Source organism: Ekhidna sp. (assembly GCF_964218185.1).
Classification (GTDB): Bacteria; Bacteroidota; Bacteroidia; order Cytophagales; family Cyclobacteriaceae; genus Ekhidna.
This window is the reverse complement of sequence record NZ_CAXPLV010000002.1, coordinates 192,890-209,144: the sequence shown is the minus strand read 5'-3', so window position 1 is coordinate 209,144 and position 16,255 is coordinate 192,890. Positions and strand designations below refer to the sequence as shown.

19 protein-coding genes are annotated in these 16,255 nt (G+C 41.0%); 14 read left to right on the top strand and 5 right to left on the bottom strand.

Going from position 1 to position 16,255, the window contains the following annotated elements:
- Positions 1-37: 37 nt before the first annotated feature.
- From ACEQZT_RS02810 to ACEQZT_RS02795, 4 genes are read left to right on the top strand one after another with little or no spacing between them, the layout of a single operon-like run.
- On the top strand, positions 38-712 hold the full coding sequence (locus tag ACEQZT_RS02810) for a MotA/TolQ/ExbB proton channel family protein (protein ID WP_372530125.1): 675 nt from the start codon (positions 38-40) through the stop codon (positions 710-712).
- A 5-nt stretch (positions 713-717) separates the two neighbouring features.
- Positions 718-1,107: an ExbD/TolR family protein gene (locus ACEQZT_RS02805; RefSeq protein WP_370087015.1), complete on the top strand. Its 390-nt coding sequence runs from the start codon at positions 718-720 to the stop codon at positions 1,105-1,107.
- A gap of 1 nt (position 1,108) precedes the next feature.
- Positions 1,109-1,912, top strand: a complete 804-nt coding sequence (locus ACEQZT_RS02800) for a hypothetical protein (protein WP_370087013.1) — start codon at positions 1,109-1,111, stop codon at positions 1,910-1,912.
- Positions 1,909-3,126: a folylpolyglutamate synthase/dihydrofolate synthase family protein gene (locus ACEQZT_RS02795; RefSeq protein WP_370087011.1), complete on the top strand. Its 1,218-nt coding sequence runs from the start codon at positions 1,909-1,911 to the stop codon at positions 3,124-3,126. The genes ACEQZT_RS02800 and ACEQZT_RS02795 overlap by 4 nt, the downstream gene beginning before the upstream one ends.
- On the opposite strand, the gene ACEQZT_RS02790 is transcribed toward ACEQZT_RS02795, so the two are convergent.
- Complete coding sequence (locus tag ACEQZT_RS02790; RefSeq protein WP_370087009.1) at positions 3,123-3,650, bottom strand: hypothetical protein; 528 nt, start codon at positions 3,648-3,650, stop codon at positions 3,123-3,125. The two genes, ACEQZT_RS02795 and ACEQZT_RS02790, sit on opposite strands and share 4 nt — an antisense overlap.
- A gap of 32 nt (positions 3,651-3,682) precedes the next feature.
- On the opposite strand from ACEQZT_RS02790, the gene trmB reads away from it, so the two are divergent.
- Positions 3,683-4,342: a tRNA (guanosine(46)-N7)-methyltransferase TrmB gene (gene trmB / locus ACEQZT_RS02785; protein ID WP_370087007.1), complete on the top strand. Its 660-nt coding sequence runs from the start codon at positions 3,683-3,685 to the stop codon at positions 4,340-4,342.
- Here the strand turns inward: trmB and ACEQZT_RS02780 are convergent.
- Positions 4,339-5,049: a flavodoxin family protein gene (locus ACEQZT_RS02780; RefSeq protein ID WP_370087005.1), complete on the bottom strand. Its 711-nt coding sequence runs from the start codon at positions 5,047-5,049 to the stop codon at positions 4,339-4,341. The two genes, trmB and ACEQZT_RS02780, sit on opposite strands and share 4 nt — an antisense overlap.
- Before the next feature lie 59 nt (positions 5,050-5,108).
- Complete coding sequence (locus tag ACEQZT_RS02775) at positions 5,109-5,615, bottom strand: 3'-5' exonuclease (RefSeq protein WP_370087003.1); 507 nt, start codon at positions 5,613-5,615, stop codon at positions 5,109-5,111.
- Between the two features lie 174 nt (positions 5,616-5,789).
- Here ACEQZT_RS02775 and ACEQZT_RS02770 point away from each other — a divergent pair, with 174 nt between their 5' ends.
- Positions 5,790-7,556, top strand: a complete 1,767-nt coding sequence (locus ACEQZT_RS02770; protein WP_370087001.1) for an ATP-binding protein — start codon at positions 5,790-5,792, stop codon at positions 7,554-7,556.
- 2 nt (positions 7,557-7,558) lie between these two features.
- Here ACEQZT_RS02770 and ACEQZT_RS02765 read toward each other — a convergent pair whose 3' ends face one another.
- Both ACEQZT_RS02765 and ACEQZT_RS02760 read right to left on the bottom strand, forming a co-directional pair.
- Positions 7,559-8,335 carry a hypothetical protein gene (locus ACEQZT_RS02765; RefSeq protein ID WP_370086999.1) on the bottom strand — a complete coding sequence of 259 codons (777 nt, stop codon included), beginning with the start codon at positions 8,333-8,335 and terminating at the stop codon, positions 7,559-7,561.
- Between the two features lie 21 nt (positions 8,336-8,356).
- Complete coding sequence (locus ACEQZT_RS02760; RefSeq protein ID WP_370086997.1) at positions 8,357-8,962, bottom strand: hypothetical protein; 606 nt, start codon at positions 8,960-8,962, stop codon at positions 8,357-8,359.
- A gap of 84 nt (positions 8,963-9,046) precedes the next feature.
- Here ACEQZT_RS02760 and ACEQZT_RS02755 point away from each other — a divergent pair, with 84 nt between their 5' ends.
- The 8 genes from ACEQZT_RS02755 to rpe all read left to right on the top strand — a co-directional run bounded on the left by ACEQZT_RS02755 (position 9,047) and on the right by rpe (position 16,252).
- Positions 9,047-9,361 (top strand): thioredoxin family protein, encoded by a 315-nt coding sequence (locus ACEQZT_RS02755; protein ID WP_370086995.1) that lies wholly within the window; start codon positions 9,047-9,049, stop codon positions 9,359-9,361.
- Between the two features lies 1 nt (position 9,362).
- The gene (locus ACEQZT_RS02750; protein ID WP_370086993.1) at positions 9,363-9,605 is read left to right on the top strand and encodes a hypothetical protein; all 243 of its coding nucleotides are present in this window, start codon (positions 9,363-9,365) and stop codon (positions 9,603-9,605) included.
- A gap of 91 nt (positions 9,606-9,696) precedes the next feature.
- Complete coding sequence (gene arsM / locus ACEQZT_RS02745) at positions 9,697-10,668, top strand: arsenosugar biosynthesis arsenite methyltransferase ArsM (protein WP_370086991.1); 972 nt, start codon at positions 9,697-9,699, stop codon at positions 10,666-10,668.
- A gap of 98 nt (positions 10,669-10,766) precedes the next feature.
- Positions 10,767-11,882 (top strand): tRNA 2-thiouridine(34) synthase MnmA, encoded by a 1,116-nt coding sequence (mnmA, locus tag ACEQZT_RS02740; protein ID WP_370086989.1) that lies wholly within the window; start codon positions 10,767-10,769, stop codon positions 11,880-11,882.
- Positions 11,843-12,610 (top strand): hypothetical protein, encoded by a 768-nt coding sequence (locus ACEQZT_RS02735; RefSeq protein WP_370086987.1) that lies wholly within the window; start codon positions 11,843-11,845, stop codon positions 12,608-12,610. Before mnmA ends, ACEQZT_RS02735 begins: the two co-directional genes overlap by 40 nt.
- Positions 12,600-14,255 (top strand): S8 family serine peptidase, encoded by a 1,656-nt coding sequence (locus ACEQZT_RS02730; protein ID WP_370086986.1) that lies wholly within the window; start codon positions 12,600-12,602, stop codon positions 14,253-14,255. Before ACEQZT_RS02735 ends, ACEQZT_RS02730 begins: the two co-directional genes overlap by 11 nt.
- A 108-nt stretch (positions 14,256-14,363) precedes the next feature.
- On the top strand, positions 14,364-15,593 hold the full coding sequence (locus ACEQZT_RS02725) for a TlpA family protein disulfide reductase (RefSeq protein WP_370086984.1): 1,230 nt from the start codon (positions 14,364-14,366) through the stop codon (positions 15,591-15,593).
- A 5-nt stretch (positions 15,594-15,598) separates the two neighbouring features.
- Entirely contained in the window at positions 15,599-16,252 is a 654-nt protein-coding gene (rpe, locus tag ACEQZT_RS02720) for a ribulose-phosphate 3-epimerase (RefSeq protein WP_370086982.1), read from the top strand.
- The last annotated feature ends 3 nt before the right edge of the window (positions 16,253-16,255 follow it).

Genomic DNA, 16,255 nt, shown 5'->3' with positions numbered 1-16,255 from the left:
GGCTTCCATTCATAAAACGTCAAGATAAAAAGAACATATGCTAATTAGTGTTATGCAAGATCCTGTGCTAGAGGGTCTGGAATCAGAAGAAAGTATATCATTATTGGAGCTTCTTACCAATGGAGGCTACATGATGATTCCCATCCTGCTTCTTTGGATGGTTGCTATCTACATATTTGTGGAACGAACCCGTACATTGAGTGCGGCAGCAAAAACCCCCGAATCTTTTAAGGATCAAATCAGGTCTTTGGTTATCTCAGGAGATATCAGTGGCGCAATGGTTCTGTGTGGCAAAACAGACACCCCAGTAGCCAGAATGATTGAGAAGGGCATCAGCCGCATCGGTCATCCATTGAAGAATATCGAAGTTAGTATCGAAAACATAGGTAAACTCGAAATCTACCGATTGGAGAAAAACCTGAATTTGTTGGCGACCATATCAGGTGCTGCACCGATGATTGGCTTTTTAGGTACCGTTACAGGTATGATTCAGGCATTTATTGCTATAGCGCAGGAGGAAGGTGCCGTTAGTCCAAAACTACTTTCCTCAGGGATTTACGAAGCGATGATTACGACCGCTGCAGGATTGTTTGTAGGTATCTTGGCATACCTGGGGTACAATTATCTTGTTTCTAAGGTGGGCAAGGTCATACACACAATGGAGTCAAATGTGATAGATTTCATCGACCTGCTGCAAGAACCTAAAAAATAGGAGCTATGGATTTGAAGTCAAAACATAAGGTGAGTGCCAATTTCAGCATGTCATCAATGACGGATATCATATTTCTGTTATTGATCTTTTTCATGCTTACAGCTTCATTTATCACACCTTCGGGTCTGCCGGTCAATTTACCTTCATCCAAGTCTTCGGAAATAGTGATGCAGAAGGTGAGTGTAACAATCACCAAAAATCTAACCTATTTCGTCAATAATCAGCGAGTGAATCGATCTTCGCTGGAATCCGTACTAAGAAGTAATCTGTCTGGCAAAGAGGGCATTGTGGTGTTGCACTGTGATGCTGACGTGCCTGTAGAGCGTCTGGTAGAAGTGGCGGGCATTGCCACATCACTGAAGGCGAAAGTCTCCATTGCAACGAAACCAGAGTAGAATGGACGAGCGAGAAAAAAAGGAAGAACGAAATAAGCGTATCGGATGGCTGACATCAGTCGGTGTGCAACTGGTGCTTTTGGTTCTTTTTTATTTCATCGTAGCATGGAAAGAACCTTTTCCACCTATTCCTGAGTATGGAATAGAGCTTGGCTTCACTACTTCTGCTGGTGCACCACCTACTTCATCCCCTTCAGAACAAGCCCCTGAAACGGAGGAGATCCCCGATGAAACGGTAGAAGAAGAGGCGGAAACAGAGTCCAACCAAGAAATAGAAGATGTTCAGGAAGAGGTGGAGGAGCAACAAACGCCTGTTGCCAAAGTAGAAACTCCGGTGAAGGTAGAAGAAACGAAACCTGCTGAAACTAAGCCTGCAGAGGAAAAGCCTAAGGTAGATTCCAGGGCTGTGATGAAGCCTTCAGAGACCGATTCAGAAGATAAAAGCACTAATCCTGCTGAAGGAAAAGAGGAAGAAAAGAAAGTTGATCAGCGTGCTATTTATGGCAGCCAGGGAACAAATACAGGAGAGTCTGAAGGTGCTAATCTCGCACTCTCCGGATGGATTTGGGATTTTAAACCTAAGCCGGATGATCAATCTGATGAGTCAGGAAAAATCGTATACAAGATTGCCGTAGACCAAGATGGGTATCTCGTTAAAATAGAAACAATAACATCAACTGTTTCTCCAGCTGTTGAACGAAAATATCGCTCTGCAGTAGAGAAGCTAACGTTTAGTAAAACTGCCGATTATAATACCGCTGCTGTTTCAACAGGCACCATTACGTTCATCATCAAGTCCAAATGACCTATAAGGAGACGTTAGACTATCTCTTTTCCAGGCTTCCTATGTATCAGCGCGTTGGGAAAGTTGCATACAAAAAAGACCTCACCAATACACTCAAGCTCCTTGAAAAGCTAGACAATCCACATAGAAAGTTCAAGAGCGTTCACATAGCCGGGACCAATGGAAAAGGAACCTCTGCACATGGTATTGCAGCTATTTTGCAAACTGCAGGTTATAAAACGGGTTTGTACACTTCACCTCATCTCAAAAGCTTCACAGAGCGGATCAGAATAAATGGAAAAGAGGTCTCTGAGTCTTTTGTTACTGATTTTGTTGATCGTATTCACGAAGCTATTGATGAAATAGAGCCTTCTTTCTTTGAAATAACAGTTGCCATGGCATTCGACTATTTTGCTCAGCAGGAGGTGGATATCGCTGTTGTTGAAACAGGTCTCGGTGGTAGGCTCGATAGCACAAATGTCATTAATCCTGAAGTTTCGCTGATTACAAATATCGGGTTTGATCACATGGATATGTTGGGAGATACCCTTGAGAAAATAGCTGCTGAAAAAGCAGGGATTATCAAACCAGGAGTACCAGTAGTAATAGGTGAGAGGCAACCAGAAACAGCACTTGTGTTTGAGGAGATTGCCCGAAAGCAAGGTTCACCACTTTCATACGCAAGGAGGGAGGCGTGGAAGCCGAAAGGATTGGTACCATCTTACCTCGTTAGGAATTATCCCGGGATAAAGGCTGTAGTAGATGTATTGATCGATCAGGGTTGGAAGATTAGCCCAAATGATATTGAAACCGGTCTGGACCTACTAAATGAACTAACGGGCTTAAAAGGAAGATTACAAGTACTTCAAAATCAGCCGCTTATCATTGCTGATGTTAGTCATAATGCCGATGGACTCAGAGTTCTATTTGAGCAGGTGAATGAGATTTGTAAACGAACACTTCACCTAGTTTTCGGGTCAGTCAAAGACAAAGATCTCAGCCCTATTTTTAAGCTTTTTCCGGTGGGGGCCAAATGTTACTGGACTCAATCAAGTGTTCCTCGATCATTGTCAGTGGAAGAGTTGGCCATTCAGGCAATTGTAAATGGGATTCAGGGAGAATGCTTCACAAACGTGAATGAAGCGATCACTCATGTAAAAGAAAAAGTGCTCCCCGATGATCTCATTCTGATTACAGGAAGCACTTTTGTTGTTGCGGAGATCAATGACCTCTAATCTTCCCCTAAATGCAGGTGATGCACGTGCTCATCAATCAAATCTATCTGCTTGGTGATTTCAATCACATATTTACTTAGCTCAGCTTCTAATGCTTCCACCTCTTCATCATATTCCGGGCCCTGCTCAGCTCCAAGATTTCGCTCTATGTCGTTGTATGTTTGGCATTCTTTGCGGATGAATATCCTGAATGACTTGGTGGTATAATCTACCTCCAGCTTTTCTATGTCATCGAGTGTGGCTTTTGCCTCCTTGTCTTTATCCTTTTTAAACTTACGTGTCACAATACCATATAGCAGGGTGTCGTAATGGTGGATTTCGTCCAACATCTCCGTAATCATATTTCTGTAGGTAGAATGGGCACAAAAACTCGCCAGGCCTTCATAAGTTTGCAGCATTTCTGCCTCATTGTCCCAGCGCATGGTGAGATCATCGATGGCTTTCACGATTTCAGATTCGTCCTCCTGTGCGAAGGATGAAAACGAAAAGAAGAAAAGTAAAAGGAGCAGAGTTTTTAGTTTCATTGATTTAAGAGTTAGGTTGAATAGATAGTACATTGGGTAAAAAGAATAAGTTAGCAAAGTTTTCCGAAAATATGGCAAGCAAAAATGTCATAGAGCCCGGAAAAGAACTATATGAATCAATCCATGGGAAGTGGAGTGAATTCTTCGGTAATGATAATGAAATCGTAATAGAACTTGCTTGTGGATGGGGTGAATACACGATTTCACTGGCAGAAAAGTTTCCTGATAGAAACTTCATTGGGATTGATATCAAAGGGGATCGAATATGGAGAGGAAGCCAGTATGCTCAAAAAAATGGGTTAGACAATGTTGCCTTTCTTCGTACACACATTATTGAAATACTAAATCTCTTTGACGAAAATGAGGTGGATGAAATTTGGCTCACCTTTCCTGATCCACGCCCTAAAGATCGAGATGAAAAGCACCGTCTGTCCAATAAAAGCTTCCTAGAGAAATACCGGAAGCTATTGAAACCGGAGGGATGGTTTAAGTTCAAAACAGATAATACCGAGCTTTTCGAGTATACGCTTCAGGTTCTTGCTGACTTTGATATCAAAGACCATGAATTCACCTTTGACCTATACAACTCACAGCTGTTGGCAGAACATCATGACATTAAAACCAAATACGAACGTATCTGGACGGAGAAAGGAGAGAAGATCAAGTACATGAAGTTTAGATTTGAGGATTAGCGATACTCAGGATTCTCAAAATTCCATCTGTTTCCATCATCCCAGTCTTTTCTCGAATTGCCATAGGTAGGGTAGCCATCATTCTCCTTTAGCATTTTGGCTAGATGCATGAGGTTATAGGTCATGAAGGTGGTGTTCCGATTTGTAAAATCATTGTTTATAGCTCCCGACTCTTCATCCATGTAGCTTGGGCCTGGTCCTGCTTCTCCAATCCAGCCACAGTCCGCCTGAGGTGGGATAGAGTATCCAAGATGCTGGAGTGCGTAGAGGATACCCATAGCACAATGCTTGATGCCGTCTTCATTGCCAGTAATGATACATCCTCCCACTTTACCGTAATAAATGTATTGGCCTTTATCGTTTTGCTTGCCACTCATGCCATAAAGTCGCTCTATCAGTTTTGTTGCTACTGAAGATTTTTCACCTAACCAGATCGGAGTACCAACTACCAGGATGTCAGCTTTCATAACCTTACGATAGATAGTTGGAAAATCATCTTTATCATACCCATGTTCAGTCATGTCAGGATATACCCCATAGGGCACTTCATGATCTACAAAACGTAAGAATTCCACCGAAACACCCTCTTTTTTCATGATATCCATGGACACTTGCATCAGTCCTTGGGTGTGACTTTGTCTAGGAGTTTTTTTCAGGGTACAATTAATGAATAGGGCAGAAAGGTTGGAGAAATCGGGATTGCTCATGATGTGATCGGTTTACTTTCAAGTTAACAAAACTTTGACTGCACTATGTGAAGGAAATACTAAAACAGGCTTCCAGTCTTTGGCAGGGCTTGTCTTTTCAAGTGCTTCAGGTAGAGTTGTGCACAGGCGTTAGCATCACTTAGTGCATTATGGTGTTGCAACTCAATTTTATACTTCTTACTCAGGTAGGCTAGCCCTCTGCGATAGATCACTCTCGTGCATCTAACCTCAAAATCTGGCTGTGTAATATCATAGTATGCGAGCGTATTTCGCAGGCAGTTTACATCAAAATTAGCATTGTGTGCCACCACCACTTCATCTTCTATCAGGTGCTTAATGTCAAACCAGACATTTTCAAAAAGGGGAGCATCCATCGTATCCTCTGGCTGGATTCCATGTACCTCAATGTTTTTGTAGAAATACTCGTTTCGTGGGGGTTGAACCAGCCGATCTACTTTCTCTACAACCTCCCCATCCACTACACGCACAATCCCGATCTGGCAAATACTTGCCGGATTCCATGTTGCAGTTTCAAAATCAAGAGCAGAAAAGGATTCTAGAGGCATGACTTAAATATAGCTGGATTGCGAAGAATTTATGAAGTAAATCTGTTTCATCCAGCGAATAATAAACTTAATCCAAACCGAAATGATGTTCATAGTTTAATGCATCAGTCTAGATATAAAATAAGTATATTTAACATGCTACCTAGTTAGGCTAAGCAGTCATTCACCGCCAGTATGATCAGGTTATATATTCTTATCGGCTTCATTTTAATTCCCTTTGTAACGCTGGGGTCAGGCGATAGCTGGGCGAAAATATTGAGAGAGGGCAAGGGGACGGTTGAGGTATACTGGTATCCGAATAATGTGATTATTGAAAACTCTTTGGACATTATTGATGGGATAGAGCATGATCTTTCTCTGGCTTTTGTAGATTATCTAAATAAGGAATACAGCGTTGAAATTGAACTAAAATGGATTAAGACACAAAGCTTTGATGAGGTAATGAGTACAGTTAGAACCGGAACAGGAGGAACTTTCGGTGCATCTTCTATCTCCATTACACCTCAGCGAATGAAGTATCTCAATTTCACTGAACCATACATGGCAGATGTTGCGGTTCTCATATCCAATTCCGAGTTACCAGTAGCTTTAACTGAAGAAGAACTAACATCTATCCTCCACAATAAAACCGCAATATCCATCACAAACACTACGCTTGTAGAGTCCCTTGAGAAACTTAGAGTGAGATTGGGGATTAGTTTTGACATCACATATGTTAAAAACAGTGGCGACATCATTGATATTATAAGTGAAACGCCTGGCAGCTTTGGATACGTTGATATCGCCAATTTCCTTGTTGCCATTGACAACAATACCAATGTCAGGAGGCAGTTCTTCCATCCAGTCAAGTTAGATGGACTGGCAATAATTTACCCTAAGAATAGTGATTGGACTGAGCCTGTAAACAGGTACTTTAAGAGTGGACAATTTCATAGAGATAAAGTTCGCATCATTACAAAATATCTGGGATCAAATGCCTCCGAAATCATCGAGCGTATTTCAAAATCAGCTGAAATCGGACCATTGGAAGAAATTGTGATTTCCAATAGAGAGAAGGAGTCTCAATACGAACGACTGATTGAAGCAGCAAAGAGAGATCAGAATGCGGAGCGCCTGACTATCATTTTAGCGTCCATAATATTTATCATTATTATCATCCTAGCGCTTCTTTATTTTCTCTACTGGATAAAGTCGAAGACCACTCAAAAATTGGTTTCTCAACAAAAGATAAACGAGGAAGCAAACAAGCGATTAAGAGAACTTAATGAGGAGAAAAACAATCTCATTCAGGTTCTCGCGCATGACTTGAGATCACCATTGTCTAACATTCTGGGTGGTGCTCAAATCATCGAATCTAGTGAGACTCTTAGCGATGATGGTAAAAAGCTACTTGGATTTATCCTGCAATCTTCCGAAAAAATGCGCGCGATGATTGATAAGATTCTGGATGTAGACGCAATCGAGACGGGCAAGCACAATCTGAAAATTGAATCGTTGAGCCTCAATGATATTGTAGCTACAGTACTAAAGGATAACATCTCCCGAGCCACTAGCAAAAAGATCAAATTGATATCACGATTGGAGGATAGTATAAAAGTCAAAGCAGATAAGGTTTACCTTATTCAGGTGATGGATAATTTAGTTTCAAACGCAATCAAGTATAGCACGGAGGGTTCCAATGTTGAGGTTGCTGCTGTTTATGATAAATCCATGGTTAAGGTTTCTGTCTCAGACGAGGGCCCTGGGCTTACGGAGGAAGACAAGGAAAAGCTTTTTGAAAAATATCAGCACCTGAGTGCAAAGCCTACACAAGGAGAAACTTCAATCGGATTAGGCCTTTCCATAGTGAAGATTTTCACAGAACGGATGGGAGGGGAGATTTCTTATGAAACAGAGCTTGGCAAGGGAACAACGTTCTGCATATCATTAAACAGGGGATAGGCTTACTCAATGATTTCTATCTGATCACATGTGCCAACAAAAGGCACTCCTGTAGTATAAAAAGCGTAAGTGATAAGCCCTACATATACCTCTTCTTCAAAAGTGGGTGCCGTGCCGGGTAAGTTTCCGGTTCCATTATACAGTATCCACTCGTCGGATTCTCCGCTGCTTTTTGGCTGTTGCCAGTAAACCGTAATGGTCTGATCTGCATTACCAACAATTCGGATATCTGCTCTACCTACGGGAACTGTGTTTGCACCTATGTCATTTACAGTAGAAGTGCCATTCAGTGTGTTTTTTCCTTCAATGGTAAATCCAGTTGCCCCACGGTGACCAACTACTACGTGTGCAGAGTTAGGATCATCTAAATCTAAAACGTGCACCTGAACTCCTGCAAAGTTGTAAGGCTCACCAGAATGAGCCGGAGCAGTTTGTGAATCCTCAAGTGTTCCTATTCCAATATTCCTTGCAATAAACTCGAAAGGAAAGCTCACACGTTTAGCATCCAGTCTTCCTTGATCCTCATTGAAATGTAGAGTTTGATTAGTAGCATTATCGGTAAGTTCAGCCCTGTATCTACCATCAACCTGCTGTACATTGGGCAGGGCTTCAGCATTGTTGGTTGTGAAATCTACAAGATCACCTGACCCATCAAAACTATCCACAAAGGTTCCTTCAACAATTTCATCTTCCGTTAAATCGTCTGGCTGACTATCGTCTTTAGAGCAGGATGTGTCTAAAACGACTAATAGTAAGAGTAGTAAGAAGGATCGTGGCATGATAGTGTGTTTGAATTAAAGTTAATCTTCGTCGATCACCTCTAAAACGTCCATGATCTGACCATAGTCTTTGTATCCTGGTCTTTCTTCTTCTGTTGCCTCCAGCTCCAATCCAGGGTAACGTTCTAGACCTGCTTCTGCCTTGATTCCATACCCCTTCAAAAGCTTGAGATTTCCATTGTAATAGCCTATTTGAGCGTCTAACTCATCATGAATCTCAGTGTTATTTGATCTGATAACAACCATTTTTACCAACTCATCCAGATAGCTCAAATTGGATTTTAGTTCATCTAAACCTGCCTTTGAATTGACATTCAGCCTAAAGATGATCGGTTTACCCAACAGTCCAACCTTTTCCACAATACCCAGATCATCAATCTCGATGAAATCCACAGGGTAATTTTTGATGGAATTGCGAATCTCGTCAATTCCCGCTCCATAATATTCACCCGCAAACTTCACACCAGCCACCCAATCTGTAATCTCTCCAAAGTCTCCCTCACTAACGAATGTATCTGTGGTAGGATCAATGTTAAACCCAATAACGTCCACCATCATTCCGGCGCAATAACGTGCATCTGAGAGATTGGAAACATTACTGATTTTCACAAATGTTTTGAGTGCCATAGATTCAAAAATTTCAGTCGCAAAGAAAGGGTACAGAACGAAACAATTTGAACAAATTTGCGGTTTTGCACAAAAAACATTCAAATGGCAGTAGAATTAAAGACAGATCAAGATTTTAAAACAGCAATTAGCGAAAATGATAAAGTGGTGGTAAAATTCTTTGCAGACTGGTGTGGAAGCTGTAGACTTTTCGCCCCAAAATTCAGAAGACTATCAGAGGATGAACGATTTGGAGATGTTTTGTTCTTAGATGTGAATGCAGAGCAAAGTCCTGAGGCTCGAAAACTAGCCGGTGTGACAAATCTGCCATTTTTTGCTACATTCAAGAATGGGGAGCTACTAAAGTCAGTACCTACGAGCAAAGAAGAGTCTGTTGTTGAAATGATAAGTGAGCTATAAGATGAAGATACCTGTAATAAAGAAGCTGGTAGAAAGCTATACCATTGAGGAACTAACCCAAGCAGAATCTGCAATAGCTGAAGAACAAAAACCTGAGATTGAAATTCCCGGAGATGATGAAGGAGAGCAATTGACACATGCTTATGCAGCTATTCAGATTTTGCAGAGCATGAAAGAAAATGATGTGGATTTTAAAACTGCTCTTAGAGAATACACAGGTCGAGTTCGAAATTCCATTAGTTAAGGTAGATATACGACACTTGGTTACGTAAAAGTCCAGATGCTAGAATTTTTACGTAATTGATGAATTAGCTTACTGATCTTAATAAGACAATATGGAAACATACTTAGATACCACCAAAGATATTTATAAGCGGGCAGCAGAAACACCGGATGTTGGGCTTTGCTGCACTACTACACCAATCTGGGCATTCCCGGGGTTGGACATTCCTAAAATCATGCAGCAGATGAATTACGGATGTGGTAGTACCGTTCATCCGAGAGATTTGATTAATAATCCTAAGGTCTTGTACGTGGGTGTAGGTGGCGGTATGGAGTTGTTGCAGTTTTCCTATTTCAGCCGGCAGCCAAATGGAGTAGTAGGAGTGGATGTGGTAGATGAAATGTTGGAGGCATGTGAACGAAATTTTATAGAAGCAGAGGCTTCCAACGAGTGGTTTCAATCCGATTTCGTAAGCTTACGAAAGGGTGATGCCCTTAATCTTCCAGTAGAAGATGAATCCATTGATGTAGCCGCTCAAAACTGTCTCTTTAACATCTTTCATGAAGAGGATCTGAAGAAAGCTTTGCAAGAAATGTATCGGGTACTTAAACCTCATGGTCGATTGGTTTTGTCCGATCCAGTTAGTGAGGATGTTATGCCTGAAAACCTGAAGAATGATCCGGAATTAAGGGGATTATGCTTAAGTGGAGCCTTGCCACTGAAAGACTATATCAAGATGATTACTGATGTAGGATTTGGTACTGTCGAGATTAGAGCCAAGCGCCCATACAGAATATTGGATACTAAGCACTATGATACCAATCAACCGATCCACATTGAAAGTGTAGAAGTCTGCGCGATTAAAGATCCAATCCCAGCTGATGGACCATGTGTATTTACAGGAAAAACAGCCATTTACACAGGCAATAAAGAGTATTTTGATGATCATGCAGGTCATGTACTTGTGTACAACCAGCCACTCTCTGTTTGTGACAAAACCGCAGGAAACTTATCCGCTATTGGGAGTGAGGATATCTATGTCAGCGAAAGTACTTTCTTTTATGATGGGGGTGGATGTTGTTAATTATTCCAATAATCTTGTAAACTGGTAAAGGTCAAGCAACTACCTTTGCACTTATAATGTATAAACCGTGGCTGTGAACCCGGCAGAAGTACAAAACAATGAGTAAAAAAGGACGAATTTTAGTCGCCATGAGTGGCGGCATTGATAGCTCACTCGCTGCAGTGATGCTACACGAAGAAGGATACGAAGTGATAGGCATGACCATGAAGACATGGGACTATCAATCTTCAGGAGGAAGTAGCAAAGAAACAGGCTGTTGCAGCTTAGACTCCATCAACGACGCAAGAAACATTGCGGTAAGCTTAGGATTCCCACATTTCATAGTGGACATCAGAGAAGAATTCGGTGATGCTGTCATCGATTATTTCACGGATGAATACATCGCTGGTAGAACGCCCAATCCTTGTGTGATGTGCAACACCCATATCAAATGGGACGCACTGCTTAGAAGAGCTGATAAGCTGGACTGTGAATACATTGCAACTGGGCACTATGCCAATATTAGAGAGGAAAACGGAAGACACATCGTATCAAGAGGAGTAGATGGATACAAGGATCAATCCTATGCGCTGTGGGGCATTTCACAGGAAAGCTTGGCCCGAACGAAATATCCACTGGGACATTTAAAGAAATCTGAGATTTATGACATGGCTCGTGAGCGTGAGTTCTATGAGTTGGTGTCAAAGTCTGAGTCTTACGAAATATGTTTTGTTCCTGACAATGACTACCGGGGATTCCTAAAAAGAAGAGTTCCTGAGTTAGAAAAGGAAGTTGCTGGAGGTGAATTTGTGCTGGAAACAGGTGAAGTCGTTGGGAAGCACGAAGGATACCCTTTCTACACTGTGGGACAAAGAAAAGGACTTGGAATCGCTTTAGGTTATCCTGTTTATGTGACTGAAATACAGAAAGATACGAATAGAGTGATTCTCGGAACCTTTGATGAGCTTAGTCGGGACGGTATGTACGTGAAGCAGCTCAATATGCAAAAGTACGCTTCCATCGAGGGAGAGAGAAAAGACACAATCACAAAAGTACGATATAATGATAGTGGGAATCCTGCCGTTATAGAGCAGGTGGGTGATACCATGAAGGTATACTTTGGCAATGGTGTGAGCGCAATAGCTCCAGGCCAGGCCGCAGTTTTTTACGAAGGAGACGATGTAATTGGTGGCGGTTGGATAACTTCAAGCTTTCATCAGAACAGGCAGAATTGAAAATAGCTAATAATTCATTTTCAAAATCAATTCCTCTCTTTAAGTGGCTGAGGGGGATATTATTGTTAGTGGCTGGTGTGGGTATTTCCTGCAGTGAATCCCGAAAAGCTGATCCATCAACTTTAGGATATGATTTCTACCCCCTAAATATTGGGCAATACAGAATCTATGATGTTGAGGAGATCAAGTATCTGGTTTCAGGGTTTGATACCACTGTGTTTCAACTTCGAGAAACTATCTTCGACTCAATCTCTTCAATTGACCAGACAGTTTATTTGCTCAGAAGAGATATCCGTGCAGATGACACTGCTCCCTGGAAAAGCGATTCAGTTTGGTCTGTGACGAGCACTTCCAATTATCTTTCCATTTCAGAAAACAACATCCCATATATAAAACTCACCTTTCCTGTAAAAGAAGGAAGAGATTGGGATGCGAATAGTTTAAATAGTAAAGACCCTTCAACTTCCTACTATCAGTCTATGAGTAATTCGATCATAGATTCTGTAGGAACTGAAAGCCATATGAGAGTTATTATCGAGGACATTGAAGAGAATGTGACAGGAGTTGATCTTAGAAGCGAAGTATATGCGAGAGGAATAGGTTTGGTTGAAAAAGATTACCTGGTTCAGAAGAAATGTACTTCTAGCGATTGTGGTGGTGATTTGGGAGAGGTTATTGCAGGTAGATCTCTAAAGCAAGTTTTAATAGAAATAGGAAATGAAGAATAAACTAGTCTGGTTAACCATTTTTCTCTTAGCCTCCAATCTTAGCGTTGGTCAAAGTCAGGTTAACAGGTATTTTATATACTTCATTGATAAGTCAAGTGAGTCGTATCCATACACTATCTCTAATCCAGAAGAGTTTCTCACACAAAGAGCAATTGATCGAAGAACCAAGCAAAACATAAGCATAGTTGAGACTGACCTACCAGTAGATCCAAGCTATGTTCAGGGTTTAAGAAATATTGGGATTGATGTGTTTTTCACATCCAAGTGGTTCAATGGGGCGTTGGTTAACGCAGACACCACCTTGCTTGACGACATTCAGCTACTTTCATTTGTAGATAGTATAGCCTGGATAGCGGACACCACGAGGCTGACATATGAAAAGGACATACCTGCTAACCCTGAAACATTTGACCCTCCTGGATCAGTGAATGGAGATTCTGACATTCAACTAATCATGCTGGGTGCCGATCATATGCATGCGGATGACATAAAAGGGCAGGGCATGCTCATTGCTGTGTTAGATAATGGATTTACCGGAGTGAATAAATATACGCCATTTCAGCACCTGTGGGAAAATAATCAAATCATTGCCACCAAAGACTTTGTCCAGAATACTGGTAATGTATATCAATTTGGTGATCATGGCACGTCCGTTTTCTCCACCATAGCCTCAAAATACGAATCATCAAATGGCAATCTCTATGGCATTGCTTATGAGGCAGATTTTATTCTGTGCATTACTGAAGAGGGAGGTAGTGAAGATCGGGTGGAAGAGTACAATTGGCTGTTGGGTGCTGAGTTTGCTGATAGTCTTGGAGCAGATGTAATTAACTGCTCGCTGGGGTATAAGTTTTTTGATATCTCCGAACATGACTATGGTGTTGATGATTTGGATGGAAATACTGCTGTCATCTCCAAAGCAGCGAGGATAGCCTCCGAAAAAGGGATGGTGGTAGTTACTAGCGCTGGGAACAGCGGAGATGATCCGTATCCTAGAAACCTGATAAGCCCTCCAGCAGATGCAGATGGGATTTTAACTGTCGGGAGTGTAAATCCTGATTTCTCCTACACACTTTTTAGCTCGGTTGGTAATACAACAGATGATAGAATAAAGCCTGACATTGCAGCATTGGGTTTTCAAACAGCCGTGGTACGAGGTTCGGGAAACATCCAGAGGGGGAATGGAACCAGTTTCGCATCACCGCTTATTGCAGGGTTTGCAGCAGGCATCTGGCAAGCCAATCCGGACTGGACGAGTGGAGAGGTAATCGCAGCTATAAAAAATTCAGGACATAGAAATCATAACCCGGATTCCCTCAGAGGATGGGGAGTGCCAAACTATTCGTACGCAGTAGCTGGCGAGACGGCACTTAAGGTCAAAGATATCCTGGAAGATAAAGTGACCATCTACCCCAATCCTTTCAACGGTGATACGCTGTACTTGATTACAGAAGGTTTGTTTGATCAGGGAATGAACATCCGCATCATCGACCCCAAAGGGAGTTTGATATTCAATCAGGAATTCAAGCAGAAGGAAATAAAGGAAAACATGGAATTGACGATTGATGGTAGCCAACAAGGAGTTTATTTCTTATTCTTGCAAACAGGAAAGAATCAAAAGATCGTCAAACTCATCAATTTTTAAATGAAGATTTTCTCACTCCTCGCTTTATTCTGTTGTTTTTTAACAGTTTATGGCAATACAACAAAAGTTCGAGGATCAGTTAATTTGCCAGGATTCGAAATTCAATTAATGGGTTTTGAAAACCCATACTCAGATAATATCTATTTATTGGATAGTGACAAAGTAACAGGCGATGGCAATTTTGAACTCTCACTAGAATCGGAGGTAGAATCAAAGGTTCTTCTACTGATAAATGATCAATCACAAGAGCTATTCTTAAGCCCAGGAAGCACTCTGGATATTGTTTTGGAATATGAAGAATTTGACAAGCCTGATGACCTTGGAAGGTCTGGTCAATTAAAATTGACGAGCATTAAATCCAACAATGAACTTGAAACCCAGATTTACAATTCAAAAACCGAATTAGAATCAATTAGGAATAGAAATAGAAAACGGAATGGTAGCTTGTCTAAAAACTATGTGACAGAATTAGAGAATTATTTAGTTAAGCAACTTCAAAATGAAAATCAGGCTTTCATAACCTCTCTTACAAATTCTACTGATTTTGCATACGCATTGTCATTTTTAAAGCGCAACAAGGCCAATTCTGTGGAATTACTTTCAAATACATTTAGCGATAATTTTAAGCCAAGCTTACAGGGAATCAAGGCTGTCAATATTCTTTACACGATTAACCTCCAGTTAGATTTTTTCAGAAATAAGATTAACTCAGTTGATTACTTTGATTTTATTGATCAAGCAGTACCGAATGTCACATCCAATAAAACTATCCAGGAGGCACTAAAACTGGATCTGATAACCATCGGTTTTGAACGAAAATGGACTGATCAAAAAAAGGCTGATAAAGCGATTTTGGAATTTATAGAAACTTCAAATTCTGATGTTCTAAAACAGTATGCTATTGAGTTTAAGAACCTTCAGGCAAACTCCATAATTGGTGAAGAGATTAAGAATTTCACATTTAGAAAAGTTGACAATTCTTCAATAGAACTAAGCTCATTCAAAGGCAAGTATCTTCTGATTGACTTTTGGGCCACTTGGTGTGGACCATGCATCAAGTCTATGAAAAAGCTACCATCACTAAAGAGTAGTCTAAACACAGAACTTGAGATTCTTTGTATAACGGAAGAAAATGATGTTGACAAGATTCAAAAATTTATCTCAAAGCATAATTTTAATGATGTTTTAGAATTTGCGATTTCGGAGCAAGATGACGAATTAGCAAGTTATTTCAATAAACGTGCTATTCCCCTTTACTTCTTAGTTGACCCAAATGGAGTCATTATTGATAAAGCCGTTGCAGATCCAGAACCAATGATTCTCAAGCACCTTAATTAGTCACTATGTCCAAAAAGCTAATCGCTCCATCGTTCCTCGCCGCTGATTTTGGCAATGTTCAGCAAGAAGTAGAAATGCTAAACAACAGTGAGGCCGACTACATTCATATCGACATCATGGATGGGGTATTTGTTCCCAATATTTCGTTTGGTTTTCCTGTTTGTCAGGCCATTCATAAGCACGCAAAGAAGCCAATGGACTTTCATTTGATGATAGAGCATGCAGATCCATACCTGGAAGAGTGCATGAAAGCTGGTGCTGAAATCATCACAGTGCATGAGGAAGCATGTAGACACCTCCATCGAACGGTCTCTGAAATTAGAAACCTAGGAGCCAAGGCAGGGGTGGTAATCAATCCGCATCGTCCGGTTAGTGCACTGGAAGAAATCCTACCTTATGTAGACTTAGTACTTCTTATGTCCGTTAATCCGGGTTTTGGAGGTCAAAAATTCATTCCAACTACGTTTGATAAGGTCGGAAAGCTGAAGAAAATGGTGGATGAAATCAATCCCGAAATCATCATAGAAATAGATGGTGGAGTGAATGATGAAAATGCAGGTGAACTTTTTAATGCAGGTGCAGATATGCTTGTTGCAGGGAGTTTCGTTTTCAAGTCAGATGACCCAGCTCAAACCATCGCTAACCTCAAAAAAGCCTAATCA

Coding starts and splice junctions, on each gene's coding strand:
- ACEQZT_RS02790 (WP_370087009.1), bottom strand. CDS start 3,650: ATGAAACTAAAAACTCTGCTCCTTTTACTTTTCTTCTTTTCGTTTTCA.
- ACEQZT_RS02800 (WP_370087013.1), top strand. CDS start 1,109: ATGGACGAGCGAGAAAAAAAGGAAGAACGAAATAAGCGTATCGGATGG.
- ACEQZT_RS02725 (WP_370086984.1), top strand. CDS start 14,364: ATGGGTTTTGAAAACCCATACTCAGATAATATCTATTTATTGGATAGT.
- ACEQZT_RS02765 (WP_370086999.1), bottom strand. CDS start 8,335: ATGCCACGATCCTTCTTACTACTCTTACTATTAGTCGTTTTAGACACA.
- ACEQZT_RS02780 (WP_370087005.1), bottom strand. CDS start 5,049: ATGAGCAATCCCGATTTCTCCAACCTTTCTGCCCTATTCATTAATTGT.
- ACEQZT_RS02760 (WP_370086997.1), bottom strand. CDS start 8,962: ATGGCACTCAAAACATTTGTGAAAATCAGTAATGTTTCCAATCTCTCA.
- rpe (WP_370086982.1), top strand. CDS start 15,599: ATGTCCAAAAAGCTAATCGCTCCATCGTTCCTCGCCGCTGATTTTGGC.
- ACEQZT_RS02755 (WP_370086995.1), top strand. CDS start 9,047: ATGGCAGTAGAATTAAAGACAGATCAAGATTTTAAAACAGCAATTAGC.
- ACEQZT_RS02810 (WP_372530125.1), top strand. CDS start 38: ATGCTAATTAGTGTTATGCAAGATCCTGTGCTAGAGGGTCTGGAATCA.
- ACEQZT_RS02730 (WP_370086986.1), top strand. CDS start 12,600: ATGAAGAATAAACTAGTCTGGTTAACCATTTTTCTCTTAGCCTCCAAT.
- ACEQZT_RS02750 (WP_370086993.1), top strand. CDS start 9,363: ATGAAGATACCTGTAATAAAGAAGCTGGTAGAAAGCTATACCATTGAG.
- ACEQZT_RS02775 (WP_370087003.1), bottom strand. CDS start 5,615: ATGCCTCTAGAATCCTTTTCTGCTCTTGATTTTGAAACTGCAACATGG.
- ACEQZT_RS02770 (WP_370087001.1), top strand. CDS start 5,790: ATGATCAGGTTATATATTCTTATCGGCTTCATTTTAATTCCCTTTGTA.
- ACEQZT_RS02795 (WP_370087011.1), top strand. CDS start 1,909: ATGACCTATAAGGAGACGTTAGACTATCTCTTTTCCAGGCTTCCTATG.
- mnmA (WP_370086989.1), top strand. CDS start 10,767: ATGAGTAAAAAAGGACGAATTTTAGTCGCCATGAGTGGCGGCATTGAT.
- ACEQZT_RS02805 (WP_370087015.1), top strand. CDS start 718: ATGGATTTGAAGTCAAAACATAAGGTGAGTGCCAATTTCAGCATGTCA.
- arsM (WP_370086991.1), top strand. CDS start 9,697: ATGGAAACATACTTAGATACCACCAAAGATATTTATAAGCGGGCAGCA.